Annotated in this window: 8 protein-coding genes and 2 pseudogenes; 2 read left to right on the forward strand and 8 right to left on the reverse strand. The window is 65.1% G+C overall.

Annotated elements, in window-relative coordinates; genetic code table 11:
• Positions 1–164, reverse strand: a pseudogene (locus tag DKT68_RS31920) (helix-turn-helix domain-containing protein); the annotation flags it as partial.
• 172 nt (positions 165–336) lie between these two features.
• Between DKT68_RS31920 and DKT68_RS13300 the strand changes: the two are divergent.
• Positions 337–1,187 (forward strand): annotated as a pseudogene (locus DKT68_RS13300) (IS5 family transposase).
• A gap of 201 nt (positions 1,188–1,388) precedes the next feature.
• On the opposite strand, the gene DKT68_RS13305 reads toward DKT68_RS13300, so the two are convergent.
• The 5 genes from DKT68_RS13305 to DKT68_RS13320 form a co-directional block, all read right to left on the reverse strand.
• Positions 1,389–2,402 carry an AlbA family DNA-binding domain-containing protein gene (locus tag DKT68_RS13305; RefSeq protein ID WP_109817728.1) on the reverse strand — a complete coding sequence of 338 codons (1,014 nt, stop codon included), beginning with the start codon at positions 2,400–2,402 and terminating at the stop codon, positions 1,389–1,391.
• A gap of 10 nt (positions 2,403–2,412) precedes the next feature.
• Entirely contained in the window at positions 2,413–3,075 is a 663-nt protein-coding gene (locus DKT68_RS13310) for a hypothetical protein (protein WP_201749016.1), read from the reverse strand.
• A 1,240-nt stretch (positions 3,076–4,315) separates the two neighbouring features.
• Positions 4,316–4,672: a hypothetical protein gene (locus DKT68_RS30905; protein WP_146218351.1), complete on the reverse strand. Its 357-nt coding sequence runs from the start codon at positions 4,670–4,672 to the stop codon at positions 4,316–4,318.
• Complete coding sequence (locus DKT68_RS13315; RefSeq protein ID WP_109817729.1) at positions 4,672–11,511, reverse strand: polymorphic toxin-type HINT domain-containing protein; 6,840 nt, start codon at positions 11,509–11,511, stop codon at positions 4,672–4,674. The genes DKT68_RS30905 and DKT68_RS13315 overlap by 1 nt, the downstream gene beginning before the upstream one ends.
• A gap of 225 nt (positions 11,512–11,736) precedes the next feature.
• Positions 11,737–15,348 carry a LamG domain-containing protein gene (locus DKT68_RS13320; RefSeq protein WP_109817730.1) on the reverse strand — a complete coding sequence of 1,204 codons (3,612 nt, stop codon included), beginning with the start codon at positions 15,346–15,348 and terminating at the stop codon, positions 11,737–11,739.
• Between the two features lie 738 nt (positions 15,349–16,086).
• Between DKT68_RS13320 and DKT68_RS13325 the strand changes: the two genes are divergently transcribed.
• On the forward strand, positions 16,087–17,187 hold the full coding sequence (locus DKT68_RS13325) for a TolB-like translocation protein (protein WP_109817731.1): 1,101 nt from the start codon (positions 16,087–16,089) through the stop codon (positions 17,185–17,187).
• 341 nt (positions 17,188–17,528) lie between these two features.
• Here DKT68_RS13325 and DKT68_RS13330 read toward each other — a convergent pair whose 3' ends face one another.
• Positions 17,529–17,834 (reverse strand): hypothetical protein, encoded by a 306-nt coding sequence (locus DKT68_RS13330; RefSeq protein WP_146218353.1) that lies wholly within the window; start codon positions 17,832–17,834, stop codon positions 17,529–17,531.
• Between the two features lie 269 nt (positions 17,835–18,103).
• Positions 18,104–18,598, reverse strand: a complete 495-nt coding sequence (locus DKT68_RS13335; protein WP_146218354.1) for a hypothetical protein — start codon at positions 18,596–18,598, stop codon at positions 18,104–18,106.
• Positions 18,599–18,721: the final 123 nt, after the last annotated feature.

Below are 18,721 nucleotides of genomic sequence, written 5' to 3' on the forward strand. Positions count from 1 at the left end.
GCCGGCCTCGCCGGCCAACCGGTAGCGGTCGGCCCACCGCTTCGCGGTCTGCCATGACACGTCGTAGCGTTCGGCCGCCCGCGCGACGGGCCAGCCCTGGTCCACGACGAGTTTGGCCAGACGCAGCGAGCACGTGGAGTCAGCGCTGCGTTAGCGTGAGACACGAGGACCTCCTGGTCTGTGGTGTGGTCGCCTTCAGCAGCTCCACTCCACGACAGGAGGTCCTCACTAATCAAGATCCGTTAGGTCGTGTCGTCACACGACCTCAACCAACGTGCCTGGGCAGTACAGCTAGGGAGTGTCTTCAAAGGATCTTGGTGTCGGATGATGTAGCGCGTGGGTCGTCGCTACGAGTTGTCTGACGTCGAGTGGGAAGCGCTGTCGAGGTACCTGCCGTCTGCGGTAACCGGTGGGCGGCCGCGGGCCGATGACCGGCGGGTGCTCAATGGGATCGTGTGGAAGATCCGGGCCGGAGCGGCCTGGCGGGACGTGCCAGCCCGCTACGGCTCCTGGCAGTCGATCTACACCCGCTTCCGCAGGTGGGCCCTCGACGACACGTTCACCCGAATGCTCTCGGGGATGCAGGCCGACGCGGACGCTGCGGGCGATATCGACTGGCTGGTGTCGGTCGACTCCACGATCGTGCGGGCCCACCAGCACGCCGCCGGCGCTAAAGGGGGCGCCGAGAAACGGACGAACCAGAAAATCACGCCCTCGGTCGATCTCGAGGTGGACTGAGCACCAAAATCCACCTCGCCTGCGACGGCACCGGCCGGGTCCTGGCGTTCCTCTTGTCCGGTGGCAACGTCAACGACTGCAGCCGCTTCGCCCAGGTCATGGCCGCGATCCGGGTCGAGCGGTCAGGGCCCGGCCGGCCCCGGGTCCGACCCGAGCACGTCATCGCCGACAAGGGCTACAGCTCCAAGGCGATCAGGGCCGACCTGCGCCGACGCGGCATCGGGCACACCATCCCCGAACGCGCCGACCAGCAGGCCAACCGCCACCGACGCGGCAGCCGAGGCGGCCGCCCGCCGGCGTTCGACAAGCAGCTCTACAAGCACCGCAACGTCGTCGAACGGTGCTTCAACCGGCTCAAGCAATGCCGCAGCGTCGCCACCCGCTACGACAAGACCGCCACCCCGTACCAGGCCACCGTCACCATCGCCGCCCTACTGCAATGGTTGTGAGCCTTTGAAGACACTCCCTAGGCCAGCTCACCATGCGCCCCCACGAATTCGCCGAACCCACGCCGGTCCATGCCGCTGACCTCGGCCGTCGGCACCTCGACGAGGGCACCCTCCAGTACCTGATCTGCCCATCTGGCGGCACCAGCCCACGCCACTCGAATGCGCAGCTAGCCTCCGAGGCTTGTCGCGCATCGACAGGGACTACGAGATGTCATGCAGAACGCGACCGAGTGCGGCGTCTACCTGCCGCCGACCGTAGGTATTAACCAAGGTCAGGTAGTACAAGGCGGGCCAGGCCGGCGTCCAATTGTTCCGTCGGTCAGGTCGCAGGAGGTAGCGAAGTGCCGAGTCGGGCTCCAACGGCACATAGTCGATCGCCCGGTGTTCCCAGCCGTCCTCGACACCTCTCGACAGGTGTGCCTCGAAGTCGGTTCGAGGCATCGCGCCTAGGCGGGCGAGGAACATGACGCCCCACTGCGAAAGGGACGTTGCGAGGTGGAAGGCCAGCAGGCGAAGGTCGTACTGGTCATCTTCGATGTGAAGCTCTTCCCGTATGCCGCGGCGAGCAGCGCTGAACAGGTCCGGAGGTGCTCCGTCCACGGAGTGCGCTACTGCCACGATCCAGGCGGGGCTATCGGGTAAGCGCATCGCACCCGACTCGGCGTAGAGCTTGTCGAGCACCTCGGTGGATCGCCGGCGCTCGTCGAAGCGCGCTCGGTACATAGCCTCGATCTGACGCTCTTTCATCCAGACGGTGTCTGCATCGTTGCGGATTGGTGCGCCGAAGTAATCCTTCTTGTAGATCAGGTGCGGGCCGTCGACACTCGGCGGGATCGCGACGACTACGCACTGGTTGCCCGGTTCGCCGAGCTGCAGTACCTCGAGCCCGAAGACCGGCGGGCTGATCGCTGTCACGGCAGCGCTGCGCAAGCCGCGCTCGTAACCCTCGGTCAGCTCGCCGGTGTCCTTGCCTCCGGTGGCTGCCCTCTGTGCTTCGGTGATGCCGAAAACCAACGTGCCGCCACCGCTGTTGGCCATGGCAGCAACGTCCTTCGGGAAGTCGGAGTTCGGGATCGCGCCGAGCGGTGGCAGCTCGGATTTCCAGTCCAGGTCGTCCGCGTCGCGGAGCCCGTGAGCGATGGCGCGGTCGATCATGTCGTCTGTGAGCGGACCGGACGGATCGCCGAGGTAGCGATGGAGCGATGTGAAGGTCATCGAGGAGCACCTACCAACTGGGGCTGGTCGGGAAGTCCGAGTCCGGTGTAGTCAGCAGCGACCTCTGCGACGTCTCGAACCTGTCGAGGATCTTCTTGAGCCTTTCGATGCTGTGCTCGGACTTGGACTGTCGGGCGTACGCGAGCACCAGCTCGCGGTCGTAGGCACCAGCTGCTGCGAGATCCTTGAGGAAGCTGAGGGTCATGAGCTCATCGGTGCTCTTGGTCCAGCCGTTGTATCCCTCGTACACGATGCCCTTCAACGCCTCAGAGACCTCGGCCGTCAGACCCGCGTCCATGACCTCGCCATTGGCGACACTGTACGCGCCATGGAGCCTCGCCCAAGCGTCGAATTCGCCATGGATCCACTCGACGAGCACCACAACGCTCCGCTCCAGGCGCTGGCTCTTCTCCATAACTTTGTAGGTCGGGCACCAGGCAAGGACCACTCCGCCGTCCTGCAGATGGCCGCTCCGCTCGGCCACTATGTCGAGCTGGCGAGTTCGGGGTGGTGGGTCGCCGAGCCCTTGCGGGGTGCCACGACCGTCAGGTGGCCGCGACGCTCGCGCTACAGCAAGGCCAAGCCGCTTGCCAGGCTGGATCGTGTCCTTCTTGGTGCCATGCGGCACGTAGATGTAGCGGTGCTTGAGCACCTCTTCCAGCTGGCCCGACAAAGCAGCTCCCTCCAGGTCGCCCTGCTCAGGAGGCTAGACGGCACCTCCGACAGTCGGTCTGGTGCATCGATCGGGAATGCCTCGTCCCACTGGAGCGTTAGGGCAACTGGTGCACAGTTAGGTGTGCGTTCTGTCGTCCGCCCCGCTCCGATATGGACGCAAGCAAGGCCGCACCGCCACAACTGAACAGAGCTCGTTGGTTGAGGTTGGCCAGCGGCCCGGCGTTCGATTCGCTGGGCCTGGCAGGGATGCTTGCGACTCTCATCTCCCTCACCTTCGCCCGAAAGTTGAGCGAAGTCCGCGTTGAATCGCAGGAGGAGAAGGACTTGACCGGTAGCAGAGTATTCAAGAAGAATCGTAAAGCAAACCGAAACCCTAGGAGTTTCTGGCAGTACCTGTTGGAGACCATTTGGGCGGTAGGTGTGGGGGCTCTGGGTAGCCCGCTGGCATCCTGAGCTAACGAATGCAAGTAGGCCCTCGGCGTTGCCGAGGGCCTACTGCTGCTTCAGGCGCGATTGCTCTGGGCGCTGTCGGGCCGGCAGAGCGAACGGTCGTCATGTCGGACTGCCAAGGCGGTGCTCGATGGCCTCCCTGTCATGCCGACACCAACCCGTCAACGCAACGCGGTCTCCGGGGGCATGGCCCTCGGCGTGTTCATGTACGATCGCTCTGGCTGCCGTTGGACAAGGTCATGATCGATCTGTCCTACGAGGAAGCCTGGCGATCTTGGCAGTACCGACATCGCTTCTCGCAGGTCAACACCGACATCCGTCAAGGGCTCGACGGCGTCCGGGCTAGTAAGCCAGCCGGACCAAGGTGCGGCACCAAGTTCCGACTGGCTCTAAACTGCTCTAAGGGATCAAGACGGCCCGGCTAGAGCCGGGCCGGGCACCCGCTACGGCCTACGGGCCCCGCGCACGCCCGCCACTGTCGAGCAACGACTCCGGTACGCCACCCGGCCTCGCCGGGTGACAGACGACTGCCCGGCAATCAATCTGAGCCGCTCAGTACGGGATCGAACTGCATCTCCTCCACCGCACCATCGACCTCCCACCGTCAGGTTGAGGGCGCCAGGCAGCCATCAGTCCGACCTGCATGTCTTCAGCCTGTGACGGCAACCGAGGCAGACAACGACATCCAGGGGGCAACCGCCCACTACGGCGGATCACCGTAGTGGGCGACTGGCAAGGTCCGCCGAATTCCATTCAGAGAATAGAACAGGCACTTTTGCTGAACATTTTTATACCATCAGCAATCTGTCCCGCACGACAATCTCGTCTCTCACGAGCACTTCTAGTTCGCCTGCCAAGCCCATCGATTCAAGCGCCACGCACACGCGGAGGCCGCCATTTTCGGCCCTGACAGTGAATTTCGCTACTGACTCCCGCAGCAAATCAAGGCGCAACGCATCGCCTGAAGAGATCTGAATCCGAAAGGAACGACCTTGCACGTCATATGAAATGAGGACATCATCCCCGGACACTGCGGTCAGCCGCAAGGAGCGCACCGTCGGTTCACCTTCAACTACTTCAGGGGAAACGCCCAGCGTGTCAAGCAGCTCTGCATCCGACGGAACTACGAATTGCCTGTACTCCATCACCGACCCCCACGAGGAATAACCGTCGTCATCCGAAGGCCGCCGCCGGTCACTTGCCAGGTAGTCTCAAGGTGCAGAAAACCACCCGGGCCAGCGAACAACGAGTCTCGGACCTGGAATTCACCATGATCGTTCTTATACGTACGCATGACGTTCGAGTCAGATCCCACCACCTCATCGAAGTGCGATCGAAGAAGCCCGCGACCTTCAGCATTGTTGTATACGCCGACCTTAGCAAATTGCGCCTGGTTCTGCGCCGACCGTGCAGCGTTGTGCGAGTTGGAGGAAACGTTGCCGAACATGTAGTCGAACTTGCCGGGATCAACAATGGCACCACCGCAGGTGTTGTGAACGAGCACCGGCGTGTTGCCGGCGATCACATAGTACGTGTGGATGCCGTCGATTTCGAGGTTGTAGGCCAAGGTCGCTCGGCTTGTGCTGAGCCGAAGCCCGCCAACCGTAAGGGTGGCGCCGTCGGATGTCAGGACCTGCTCGCCGGCTGCGAGCTCGTCAGCCCGCTCGAACTTGTGGTCGGTGACAGACCAGAATGGGTGGTCCTCAGTCGTACTCAATACTGCGCCGTTGTCCAAGGCTAGGTCAGTGACGGTGTCCTGGTGCACGTAGAGTTGCGTAACCTCACGCGGCTTTTGCTCCCCGGTCTCCGGATCCGACGCTATAACGTCGTCGCCAACTTCGACCTCGCTGATCGGTTTGCGGGAGCCATCGGCCATTAAGACGAGCGTGTCACCTTCGAAGGAGCAGGCGCGCGCTGCAGTTTTGGCGGCGGCGGCGGTGACGAGGCCGCGGCCAGCGATGGAGAATCCTCCGGCCATGGCGACCTCTGCCAGGATCTCGCCGGCATACATCATCGCTTCGGGACACGCCGCGACGCCGCAGTCCCACTGGAATCCGTACTGGTTGAGGCAGTTGGTGTAGTCCAAGCGCCCACCGGCGCAGAGGATCTGGATCTCTGCCTTGATCGGGTCGTAATTCTGTTTGACCACTGCCGTGCGGTACGTGAGGCAGTCACCGGGGTGGGCCTTGCAGTTGATGCTGTCTTCGGTGTAGGTGGCGAGGAACGCGTCCTTGGCTGCCTGGCGTGCGGCGTTCACATTGTTGTCGCCGACGGTGCTGCTGCCACCGGAGGAAGGCGTGTTGCCGCCGCCCGCGGGAGACGGTTTCGCCGCCTCTCTTTCCTCGTCGATTCGCTGGCCTCCACCTGGGTCGAGGCCGCTAGGGTCGGAGAGGTTGATGGGGCTGTTGTTGGCGTAGGAGTAGGCGTTCCAATGCTGCGGGTCGGACAGGTCCATAAGTGGGTCGACCGAGATGAACCGGCCCAGCGTCTGGTCGTACTGTCGGGCGCCGATGTTGACCAAATTGGTGGGGTCGTTGTCGCCACCGACGAAGCCCTTGCTGCTGGGCCAGGTGGGGTTCGTTCCGCGGGGTGTGCCGTAGGGGTTTTGCCGACGGATGGTGACGGACTGGGTGCTGGCGTTGATGGCGACTTGTTGGGTGCCTTGGTGGTCGTTGTAGAGCCAGGTCAGGTTGCCGATTCCGGAGCTTGCGGTGCGGCTGGCAACAGTCGTGCCGGCGAAGTCGTAGTAGCGGGTGCCGGTGTTGACGGTGCCTTGACGGCGGATTTCCTGGCCGGGTAGGTACAGGGTGGTGCCGGTGGTGTCACGGCGGATGAGCCGGGTGCCGTTGGCGTCGTAGATGTTGGTTTCGATGTTCTTCCCGCCGGCGTTGACGGTGGCGAGTTTGCCCTCGGCGTTCCAGCCGAGGGTTTGGCTGTTGGTTCCGGTGGCGCAGTCGTTGGCGGTGTTGCCGGCGGGGCGGCAGGTGGTATTGCCTGTGTCGTCGTAGGCGTACCTGTTGATGACGTCGCCTTGCCCCGGTGCCTGTGTTGTCATCGCGGTCACGGCGTGCGGGCGTGCGACGTTCTGACCGCCGGTGGGCGTGGCGTACCTGCGGGTGGTGTCTCCCGCGGCGGTGTGGCTGGTCTCGGTCGCCCTGGAGCCGGTGTTGGTGAACGTCCAGTCCTGCCAGTACGGTGCCGGCCCGGCGAGGTTCGCCACGCTCGGGTCGGTCTTGCAGCTCACCCCCGACTTCGGCGTCCAGGCGGTCTTGAGTCGCCCGATTTCGTCTTGGCGGAAGCACTGGATGTCCGTCACGCCGACCTGTGGGGTGTCCACGATCGAGATGATGTTGCCGGCGTCATCGTGGTCGTAGTTGCGGTCGGAGACGGTGCCCGCGACGTTCTCCCGTTCGATGGTTGTGCGCTTGATCCTGCGGGTCGCCTCGTCCCGGTAGATCGTGTCTTGGGTGTAAACACCGCCGGGCATTTTGTAAATCGACCCGCTGCGCTCACCGTAGGTGGTGTAGGTGGCGGTGGCCATGGTGCCCACCGAGCCGGTCAGGCTGGTGTTGATGCTCGTCGGCATGCCGGTGGCGGCGTTGTAGTCGGTGGTGATCTGCTCGGTGACGAGACCGCCACCGGCGGGGTAGGAGATCGATACTGGCGCGCCGGTGGCGTCGGCGTATTCGTAGCCGTAGACGTAGGTGGAGTCTAGGCCCGCCTCAACCGCGGGGATCACGTAGTGGAAGCCCTTGGGCTGATAGCGGGCGTCGAAGCTGCGGACCTGCCACTTGTAGGCGTTCGCCGACCCCGCCGGCTCGTACCGGATCGCCTGGGTCAACTGGCCCTTGTACCCGGGCTGGCCGGTATACAGGGCGTCGTACTTCCACTCCGCGCGCAGCGCGCCCGTCGCGGAGTCGTCGCGCAGTTCCTTCTTCCGACCAAGGGTGTCGTAGACGTACCACAGCGCCTCACCGCTGTCATCGACGGTCTTGGTCAGCTCGTTCGCGTCGTTGTAGGTGCTGGTCGTGACACCCTTGTCCGGGTCGGTCGTCCGCCATTGGCGGCCCTTGGCGTCGAACTCGTACACCCATTGGTTGCCGTCGGGGTCGATGTTCTTGACAGCCTGGCCCTTGCGGTTGAACTCGTAACGGTTTTCCAGGTAGCCGCCCGTCGCCCCGGCGGGGGTGTTGTGCTGCCGCAGGGCGATGGTGCGGCCCTCGATGTCGGTGACGGTGGTGGTGGGGGTGCCACCGGCCGGCGGGGTGACCGTGCTCAGGTCACCCTCGTCGGAGGTAACGGTTCGCCACTTCTCTACCAGGTTGATCTCGCCGTCGCCGGCGAGGAAAACGCTCGCCGTGGGCCGGGACGCGCGGTCGAACTCGGTCTTGGTCACGGCCGGCACGGACCATTCCGGCTCCCACCAGAGTGCTCCGGACGGGGCGCCAGGTTCGGCGTGTGCCGCGTAGCCGATGGCGGCCCGGCCGAACTCGTCGTAGACGGTGTCGGTGACGACCCGGGAACCGCTACCGCTCATCGACAGGCTTTGCGTCTGCCGGGGCCGGAGAAGTCCGTCGAGGATCTGGTAGGACGTCACATAGTTGGCGTCGGCGTTCAGGACCTGGCTGGTCACGTAGGGGTAGGTGTCCCGGTTGGGCGCGAAGTTGTAGGTGTACTGGGCGAACGGCTTGGTCGGGTTACTCTCGTTCGACCAGCCCAGCTTCCACACCTTGGAGGTACGGCCCAGGGCGTCGTACTGCACCTCAGCGGTCACTTTGCCGTTGGGATCTGTGGTCTTGGTGGTGGACCCCCAGTACGGGTTGGTCTCCACGGCCGAGGTCCAGTTAAACAGCGCCGGGCCTGTCGTGGTCACCTTGGTGACCGGGCCTCCGACCGCGGGGGTGTATGTGGTGGCGGTGACGTTGCCCTTGATGTCGGCGGCGGTCAGCACCCGACCCCCGGGGTCGTAGGTGGTCTGCGACACCGTCTGCCACGCCGTCCCCGTGGCCGGCGCCCAGTCCTTGAGCTGTTCGGTCTTGGTGACGGCACCGAACTTCGGTGTGGTGTCGGCGCTGCTCGCGCCGTCGTAGGAGAGCCTGACGTCGGAGATCACGTCATCGACGCTGGCCGGGCTCTTGCCGCAGGCCAGCGCTGTGGTGGTGGTCTGCTTGACCGCCTCCGTCAGATTCTTGCTCAGATTGCGGTTGTAGCTGTAGGTGACACATTTCTCGTCGCCGGTCTTCGAGATGTCACCATCATCCTGCGACCAGTTCTGAGTGCCGTACGTGTCGTCGAAGCTCGTCGTCCGCCCCGAGGTACGCCAACCCCTCGAACCATCTACGCCGAGCGCGGTGGACGAGTAGGTGGCCTGCGTGTCCACGAACCGCGCCTCAACCGTGTCGCCGTTGATTGTCCGGCTGGCGGTCGGCGTGGACCGCCAGGGCACGTTCACTGTCTTCGACACCGGCTTGGTTGCGACCCCGTTGTAGACGACCTGTTCGCGGATCTGGCCGGCGAACTGGTCTTCGTCGTAGACAGTTTCCGAGCCTACGGAGGCGGGGACGGTCACGGTGCGAGTCCCACCGGACGGGCTGGCCTTGTCGCCGTGCATACCCCGCATGAACTTCGTGACGGTCAAGCTCTGGGTCGCCGGGTCGGATCCCACTCGGGTGTTGACCTGGGCGTAGCCTCGCCATTGAGACCAGGTTTTGCGATCGGGCTTGGACAGCCCGTCGTCGTCGGCGTAGTGCCACGCGGGGGCGTCTGGGTACTCGTACCAGGTGTGGGTGGCGTCTGCTTGCCGACTGTCCTTGAGCTGAACATCGTTCTCGGCGATGTGCTCGACCCGGTACTTGTGCCACCACTGCGTGACCAGCCGCTCACCGCTGAAGTCGTCCGGATCCGGCACCAACACGGGATAGCAGCGCTTTGTATTGGTGTGGGCCGCCAGCGACTCGGTGTTCGCTGCGGTGCACTCGGGTTCGCTGTAGTCGACGTGGATGATCGCGCCGGTCTCGGTCTTGATGTCGGAGATCCGAAGCCAGTTATCTGACGTACCGTGCTCGGTCAAGACCCGGTTCGCCAGCGTCGTCGCGGTGAACGTGACCGGCGGCAAAGTGACCGTCCCGCCGACGTGCCCCGCGTGGTCGATCTTGTCGAGCCACAAGCCGGTGTGCGTGGAGTCCGCGGTGGCGGTAAATGTGTGGCTCAGGGTCCAGGACTCCACGTCCTGCCACGCCGGGGTTGTCTTAGTGGTGTCGTACACCTTCGTGGTGATCTTCTTCAGGCGCTTGGTGGTCCAGAAGGTCGGCGAGTATTGCTGCGGACACGAGGTCGCGGACGCTTTGCATTCCTGGTCCCAGGGGGTGTCTTTCCAGGAGTCCTTGACCGGGCTCGACTCGGTGCCGCAGTTGGAGAAGCAGCGCATGTCGGTGTCGAACACCACCTGCGCGTAGGGGATGGTGTTGCGCTCGGTGACCCCGTGCGTCGCCGCCGTCCGGTCGTAGGTGCCGTAGTCGATGCGGGTGAGGTAGCCGGCTCGGTCGTACGACACGTCGTCGGAGTCAGTGACGTTGCGGGCGTACTTGTTGCTTTCCTTGCCGTACCACAACGACATGGTGTTGCCCCGCACGTCCACGACGTAGTCGAGGTTCCACCGCCACGCCTGGACACAGTCGGAGCTGGTGAAGGCGCTCTGGTGGCAGGGCTCGCCCGAGTGGTTACCGAACACCGGCATCGTCAGCGTTGAGTCCGTCTTAGCCGTCTGACCAGGCAAGGAGTGCATGCCGAAGAAGTACTGCGTACCGTCGGTGGTCGTCACCTTCCAGTACTCGCCGTCCTTGGCACCGTTGCCCGACCCACCGGTCAGCTTCTCGATCTTTAAGCCGTCCTCCGAGCGGGAGTGCCAGCCCTTACCCGCCTGAAACACGAGTTCACCGCCGCTGCCGTTCAAGCTCAGGGTGGCGTTGTCGGATCGCCAGCACTGATCTCCGGTGCGCTGGGTGTTGTTCGCGCCGTTCTTCATGTCTTCCGCACATGGCACATAGCGGCGCTCGATGAAGCCGGGCGAGTAGTCGAACCCCTCACCGATCCACGAGGGCTGGTTGTTCGTCACCTCCGAGCGGCCATCCACTGCCGACGAGGAGTACGCCAGCGTCACCGAAGGCGCGGGGCCGGTAGCCGGCGCGGTGCGGATCGGATACGACCATGAGAAGTCACCCGAGGACCCGCCGCTGGACCACGTTGATGACGCAGTCAGGCTGGTGGCGGTGAAGTCACCGTCCTTACCCGAGGCGCCTGCGGCCAACACCACGAACGAGGCGGCCTGCTGCTCGACCGCAGCATCGCCGGACAGCCGGCCGTTGGTCGCCGGTGCCGACGGCAACTGCGTGGGAGTCACCGCGACCTCCGCCGCGGCAACACCGGCGGCGAGGTCATTGGAAGTGCGCAGCGGCAGCGACCGGCACCTCGGGTCGTCCGGGGTGGACAGCGCGCACTCGGGCACCTGCCACAACCGCAGCCGCGACGCCCACTCACCGCCAGCAGCGTATCGGAACCTGCTGTAGTCCACCGAGATCTTCGCCGTGCCCACCGCTTCGTCGCGCGGGGTGTTCACCTTCATGACGAGACCGTCACGCAACGACTGCGGCACTGCCGCTCGGTCCATCACCTGCACATTGATGTCGGTCAGCTTCTCGCCGGCCTTACCCGCAGCGCGGTCCACCCATACCGGCAAATCACCCGCCTTCGTCCCACGACCACCAGCAGCACGGGCATTAGGCGCCCCAAGATCCACATGGCCGGTACCGGCGCTCGGCCACGCCGGTGCGGGGGCGGGCGTGTACTGCACCCGCTGCTGCGGCCAGCCCTTACCCGCCACCGGCCCGCCGTCGTTGTCCAGCTTCTCGGCCGGCGCCGGATGCGGCCGCCGTTCGGGCTTGGCCTGGGCGGCGGGCACACTCACCAGGAGCGACGCCACCAACATGGCGGCCAGAGAACCCGCCACCGACAGGCGACGCGTTGGCGTGCCGAGAACCCGCCGGTGCAGCCGGCGAAGAGAAGACCCCGTCAACATGTGTTCCCTTCCCAGGAACCAAGAGCCACTCGAACAGAAGACTGTGCAACAGGACGGCGCGGACTATGGCCGTCAAAGATCTACGTTCGTGGGTGCAGTGGTGGGGACTTGTCACCACTGCACCTACAGAAGGGGCTAGCTAGCTGCCTGGGTGTCGTGCAGGGCCAGCACCTGGGCGTCCGTCATCGCGCCCTGGTAGAGGCCGAGATCGTCGATCGTCCCGTACAGCGGGTGCCAGTTGCCGTTTCTACCCACCATCAACGGGCCGTTCGCCTGCCATGGCTGCCATGCTGTCCGGAGTGCGGTCGTGGCTTTCAGGTCGCCGTTGACGTACAGCTTGAGCTGCCGACGTCCGACATCCAGGACACCGACCAGGTGCTGCCAACTGTCGCCGACGTCCGGTGCTGGGGCCGTCGCGATCGTGGCCCCGGTGCCGTCGTCAGGCGTGGCCGCCGTGTCGAGCATTTTGAGCTTCCACACGCCAGCACCGCTGTCATTGCCGTAGTACAGGTAGAAGCCACCGTTGCCTGTCCCGTTCTGGACCATCACCGTCTGGTAGTCGTCGGTTTGGTCGAGCCTCACCCACGCCGAGACAGTGAACGACTGGTCGGTGCGCAGCACCGCCGTGGTCTGCCACTGCGCCACTTCGTTTACCGGATTAAGCTTGTAGGCCGAGCGTCCGAACTCGGTCGTGAGTGCGGGCGGGGTGTTCGGGTCAGCGTCGTCATCTAGCCCACTATCGAAGAAGAGGCCAGCGCTGCCGTCCCCACCTCGGCCGGTGTCGATCTCGACGCCCTTCGACAGGGCAAGCCACCGATCCCACGAGGTCGTGGTGTCCTCGGCCTCGCATGAGTTCACGATCGTCGGGTCCCAGCAGGCGCCTTCCGGGTCGCTTTCGAATGCCCAGCCACCGACCTGGATCGGGGTCAGCATGCCGGGCTCGTCGAACCCGCCAGAGTCGGGGTCTTCCTTGAGCATTCCGGTGAAGTCGTGCGCGACGATGGCTCGGTCGAACACCTGAACGTCGGCGATATTGCCGGCCCACCAATTGTTCGCCGTTCCCCAGAACGTGCGCCCGACCGTGAAGCGGCCCGTGGCAGCCCACGGCGTGGCCGTGCGAGCCGTCTCGCCAGCCTTCACACCATTGACGTAGAGACGCATCGTCTTTCCAACAGCGTCATAGACGCCGGCGATGTGCACCCATCTACCGATATCCGCGCTACCCAACGTAGGCGCGGCCAAGACTGTCGGGGTGCCGCTGTCCTTGTCCAGCGAGTTACTCATGCGGAACGACCAATGGAGCCCCTGGGTGTCGCGGCGCGCTCCCAGGTAGAACCCGCCAGCCATGGCCGTACCCGGGGTCATCGCGGGCTCCTGCCCCAACACGTTTCGGTCACCGACCGCATCGATCAGCGACGGCCGGACCCACGCCGCCACGGTGAACGACTTTGTGGTGTCCACCACCGGCCCAGACGACACCGCCTGGCTGCTAGAACCATTGAACGTCGCGGTCTTCCCGTCGACCATCCGCACGTCATCAGTCCACCCGACGCCGGTGGCAGTCAACGGCGTGATCCCGCCCAGGTTCGACTTGTCCGCCAACGCCGCCGCCTGGTCGATACCTGGATAGGTCTCCAACCCCCACTGGGCGATGGCCGGCGACGGGCGGCCCACCGTGAACGAGAACCCGAACTCGTTGCTCTCGTTCAAGGTCCCGTCGATAGCCTTGGCCTTGAACACATTCCGGCCGTAGCTCGGCGCGGTCGCGTCCACTTCGACATACTTCGGACTGGTGCCCTGCGCTGGTTTGGAGAACTCCCCCGCGCTGCCCCACCCGTAGGTGAACGTGGCGACCGTCGTATCCGACGACTCGATTCGGAACCTGCCCGCCCGGCCAGGGCCGGGCGGCGCCGTCACGATGCTGACTGTCACCGGAGGTCTCGTGTTATCTACGGCGAACCGGCACCATGGCGACCACGCCGACTGGCTATACGTATCGGTGTTCTTCACCCGGAACGCATAGGTCTTGTCCTTAACCAACCCTGACAAGGCGACGCTGGTCGCCACCGTGTTCGGGGTGATGCCCGCCTTGTCGCCGGGTCCCGCTTTACGTGCCGGAGAGGTGTCAGTCACCGTGCCCATCCCACCGGCTGGCACCTCGATCCACTCAAAGTGAGCCGTGAGGGAATCCCACGAATCGGCGTCCGGGAACGTTGCCCGCAACGTCGGCGTGAACGTGCCAACCATCAACACCCCGGTGTTGCAGGCCACCCCCGCCACCTGCAAACCTGCTGGGGCGCCGGGCTTGCTGTCATAATCCACGAACAGTTTCGCGTTACCCGGGAAGTACTTCTTCCAGCGGTCCTGCGTCGACTCACCGGCACCGTTCTTATCCCCGGCGGCGCTGAACCCGAGCGTGAGCGTTGACCAACTGCGGCCTGCCGCCGCTTGGACTTGGCTGGTCACCGCCGAACCCTCAAACTGCACCGTCTTGTCCTGCTGGTCACCACCACACCCGCCCGCCTCGTTGGCGTGACTGGACGCAGAATCCAACACTGTCGACAATGCCATTTTCGACCAGGTTGCCCGCATCGTCTTGTCGATCACCGGCGACAGATACATCCAGTTCGCGGTGTCGTCACACGACCAGGTGTGGTCCACCTTCATCTCGACCCGCGCGGCGGAAATGAACTTCCCCTTCAGTGACACACCGTTGTCAGCCGCCGTCGGGAACTCGAAATACGACCGGTAGATGGCGCCGGTGTCCGGGTTCAACCCCACGCGCGCCACGCTGTAGTCGCTGTTCGACGACCCGTTGTTGGTCGAGTACGCCCACTTGTTACGCAGATCTGACCAACGCCACTGCGGATCGATGAAGACCGGGAAATGGGCGTCCGGGGAATCCAGCAACGACGCGTCCGGGGTCAGCAGCAGATCACCGCCGCCCGTGATCTGCGCAGCCACCGGAGCCACTTGCGCGGCGTCCCCGGCGGATATGGCGGACGACGGCTCGCCGGCGGTCGCCTGGTTCCGCTCCATAGCTCTGGCCGCCAGCGTCGAGGGCCGCGAGTCCCACATCGCCGCAGGCTCCGCCGAGGCGACCACCACCGCGCCGGCGGTCGCCTTCAAGGCTCCACTCGGGCTGTGCCGCACCTGCGCGTCGCCACCCAGATCAAACCGAATCTGACGCACTGCGGGATTGGACGCCGCCGCGGCGGACTTGACGACAACGACGTGAGTGAAGCCGACACGCGTGGCCCTCAGCACCAAATCGACATCTGGCAGCACGTTTGCGAACGTAGCTGAGTCGCCGTCTAGCGCCGGCTCCGGCAGGCTCCCGCCCGACCATGACATCGTCATCGTCTTAGCCGCATTCTTCACAATCACCAGCGGGCCGGACCCACCGCTACCGAAAGTTACATCGGCAGCGGAGGCCCTCGGCCGCAGCAGACCATCAGCGTCGCGGAACAGTTCGAGGTTGATGTCGGTCCACTCGCCGGCCTTACGGGTCCACTGCGGCACCACCGACGACTCGAACGTCATACGTCCGTCCGGCTGCGCAACCACCCGCGCATACTCAGACCGCGACGCATCAACCACCACCGCCTGGTCGCAAGCGGCAGCCATAGCCGCAGCTGCCGTCTCCGTCCGCGCCTCGGCCGAACACGCCGCAGGTGCGGCGACCGCCGGCACCACAACCCCGGCAGTGGCAACCACCAAGGCCGCCGGCAACCCCAGACCCGTCATCAGCCGTCTGAGCCCAAACCCGGCGAACCCTCGGGGGCGTCGCTCTGCCCGCCAGCCGCACCCAGATCCGACGCGAAGATGTACAGCAACCACCGCAAGGCCCCCGTTGATCACGCCCATTGAACGGCCGAACTGTAGAAAGCCCGATGATCACCTGTAAAGAGCGATCACAAACTGCCAGGACGAAAGGGACAGCAGAGCTCCAGTCCGACACTGGGATGACCGAACGTAACCGGACCGCCGCTGGCGGCGTATCAGCCACCGCCCGGTCCAATCAATTGGGGTTCCACTCAACACCTGCATCTCTGGCGCGTCATCGAACTCGGCGACGGCCAGGTCAGCGACCGACCCCCACCAACAGCTCTCACGACTTCGTCACTGCTCTACGTGAGAGGCGTTTGATGAACAGCGACAGCACTTCCAGTAAGCCTGGTGATCCTTCGACGACGACCCGGCCCGGTGACGGCAGCCCTCTTGACACTGGTTCTCAGCGTCAGGTTGGTATTTCAGGGGACCTCAAAGCCACGTGCCGCGGCTGCGCGAGGTACTCAACGAGGATGAACTCCCTCAAGATCACGATTGGGAGTCGAGGCCGCCCTTGCCGTTGACGGTTGGGTGCATCTCCCGTCTGCTGTGCGCGGACAGGATGCCCGGATCGAGGAGGGCCCGACAATGGAATCCACGGCACCGGGATCGGCACCCAATACGCAGGCGGGACCACGCCGACGTCGGGGATGGTTGGCGGTCGCGCTGGCCGGGCTGCTGATCGGCGGGGCCGCCGGGGTGACGGCCTGGCGGACGAGCGCCACCCGGTCACCGGCTTCCGCCGACGTCGCCACCCCCGTCACGGCCCGGGAACTCCTCGCCGGGCTGCCCGACCGGCTGCTGCCACCGGCCACCCCGACCGCCCTGCCCACCGACCGGGCCGTAGGCCGGGGATCCCTGCTCTACCAGATCAACGACCCCGATAGCTTCACCGCGGCAAGCGGCGACTTGCCTCGACTGCCGATCTACCTGGTGACCACCTCGGGGGACCAATTCAGCGTCGGGCTGGCCGCCACCACGGGCGAGTTCAGTCAGGCGCTCTCCCCTGACGGGCGGTGGTTCGCCCAACGCCGAGACAGGCAGTGGTGGATTCGAGACCTCACCGGGATCACCGAGCGGGCCGTCCCGCATGGGTACGAGCTGCGGCAGTGGTCCACCGACGGACGGGCGCTGCTGCTCGGGCAAACCACCGGCGCCGCCCAGGCGTACACAGCGTTCACCCTGCCCGGCGGAGAGCTGCGCCCGCTGGCGTTACACGCGACGTCGGACCGCCGAATGCTGGCATTCCTGGACGGACGTGAACTGACCACAGTGGAGTTCACCCTCGGACCGAACCTCCAGCCACGCCGCCAGCTCACCATCGCCATTCAAAACGTCGACGGCCGCAACGCCCGCTCAGTGTCGATCCCCACCACCCAACAGGTAGGCCCCGGCGACATTCGCAACGCGCTCGTCCCGCTCATACGCGGCGGAGGCGATCCGCCGACGGTGTGGGCTCTGGTCACCCGGCAAGAGGAGGCCCCAACCGGCCAGCCGAAGGAAACGCAGGCAGCACCCCCACTGACATTGATTGGGGTTGATTTGCGGTCCGGCCAACCAGCCGGCCGGATCGACCTCGTGGCGCCCAAGGGTGACGAGGGTGAGGAATTCCTCGGTCTCGCAGGCACCGAAGTCCTCCTGCAACGCCGGACCGCCGACGGCGCTGAACTGGTCGCCGCCGACCCAGCCACCGGCCAGCGCCGAGCGCTAACCTCGCTGCCCGACTACGCGCGCGTGATCGTCCCCGGCGACTAGAAATGTTCGAGTCGGCGCCAGTAGGGCCCGGTGCTCGTGGAGAACGAGGGATTCGAACCCACGACAGTCGCTTGTCGACGATTCCCTTTCGGGCTTGTCATTAATTGTCAACGCCCCTTGTTACCGAACGTAGCCATCCCGCCCTTGTCATTGGCTGTCAGAACTAGGCGTCTAGCTGCACAAACACGCCTAGGCGATGATCGTTTTTTGTCACTGCCTGTCAACCACAGGCGGGGGTTTTCGGGGGGTAAACCGGGGGCAGGCCGACAGACCGGGCACACTGGCCCGGACGGGTAACCATCAATCCCGGCCGGTGGGCACCCTGCCCCACGGACTTCCGTTCAGCTATCGCTGGACTCGTAGAGCGGCTGGGAGCGGGGTCCGTCCGGATGTCCCGTGCCGAGGTACACCTTGCCGTCCCTAATCTCGAAGTACGGCCGGAAGCCGGGACCGTCGGGATGGGCGTCGACGCGATGCAGGCGCAGCGGCGCGGCGAAGGGTCCGAACGAGTCGCGCCACCACGGCTCGTCGACCGGTTCGCGACGCCAGTAGTCGGCGGTGGCGGCCCGGGCCCAGAACCAGATGGCCACCAGCGCGATCCAGCCGGTCTCCAGGAGCGCTCGTGGTCGCTGGGCCGGATCCGTCAACCACAGGCCCAGCCCGAAGGCGGTGGGCCGGAGCAGGACGGCACTCGGGCGATCCAGATCGACCGGGCGACCGCCCCGATGACCAGCGGGATCATGAGGATGGCGACGAGTTCGCCGAACAGCACCGGTTGCGGGTTAATCGTGGCACCCGTCGTCTTCTGCTACGGGGGCGGGGGTCGAAGGTCGAGTTTAGGACCAGCACCGCGATGAGCACCTTGACCTGGAGAAGCCGCCGTCGCCGGCGCGCGTTCGGCGGCACTGGACCGGTCTCAGGAGGCAGCCGGAGCACGTCCAGCGCCCAACCCAACCGGCCCGTACGGATGGACGACGGTGACACCGGACCGACCAGACCGAGGCGTCGTTGCCCGGAGCACGTCGACCGACTGCAGTGTCAACAGGATGAGCTGGGCATAGACGAACGCCATGACGGAGGTGACCGTGCTGACGACGAGCGACTGCGATGGACTGGTGGGCGCGCCTCCTGCGGCTCCTACCAACGGGGCGACGCCGACTGGCCAGACCGGCCAGGGAACACGGTCGACACCCCAGACCACCACCGTGCCGAGCAGGAGCAGAGGCGGGATGCCAAAGAACGCGAGAAGCCCGAGGAGTTCGTCGGTACCGCCGGACACCTTGAGTGCCAGGATCAGGTAGGTGACGATGACAAGCAACCAGGCGACCGCTCCGGCAACGGTGAAATGGAGGGGCCAACGGTGCCGGAGCCGATCCATGGCATGTTCCACGACGTCCATCACCGTGTTCACCGCACCAGCAAAGCAGAAGCGGGCGGTGCCGCAGACCCACTTTTCCGTCCACAGGAGACGCGACGGTGGTGCGCGTCAACCGGTGCCCGGCACCCCTGCGCACGGCCGCTGCGGAGCCCAAGT

The sequence above is a fragment of the Micromonospora acroterricola genome, assembly GCF_003172955.1.
GTDB lineage: Bacteria > Actinomycetota > Actinomycetes > Mycobacteriales > Micromonosporaceae > Micromonospora > Micromonospora acroterricola.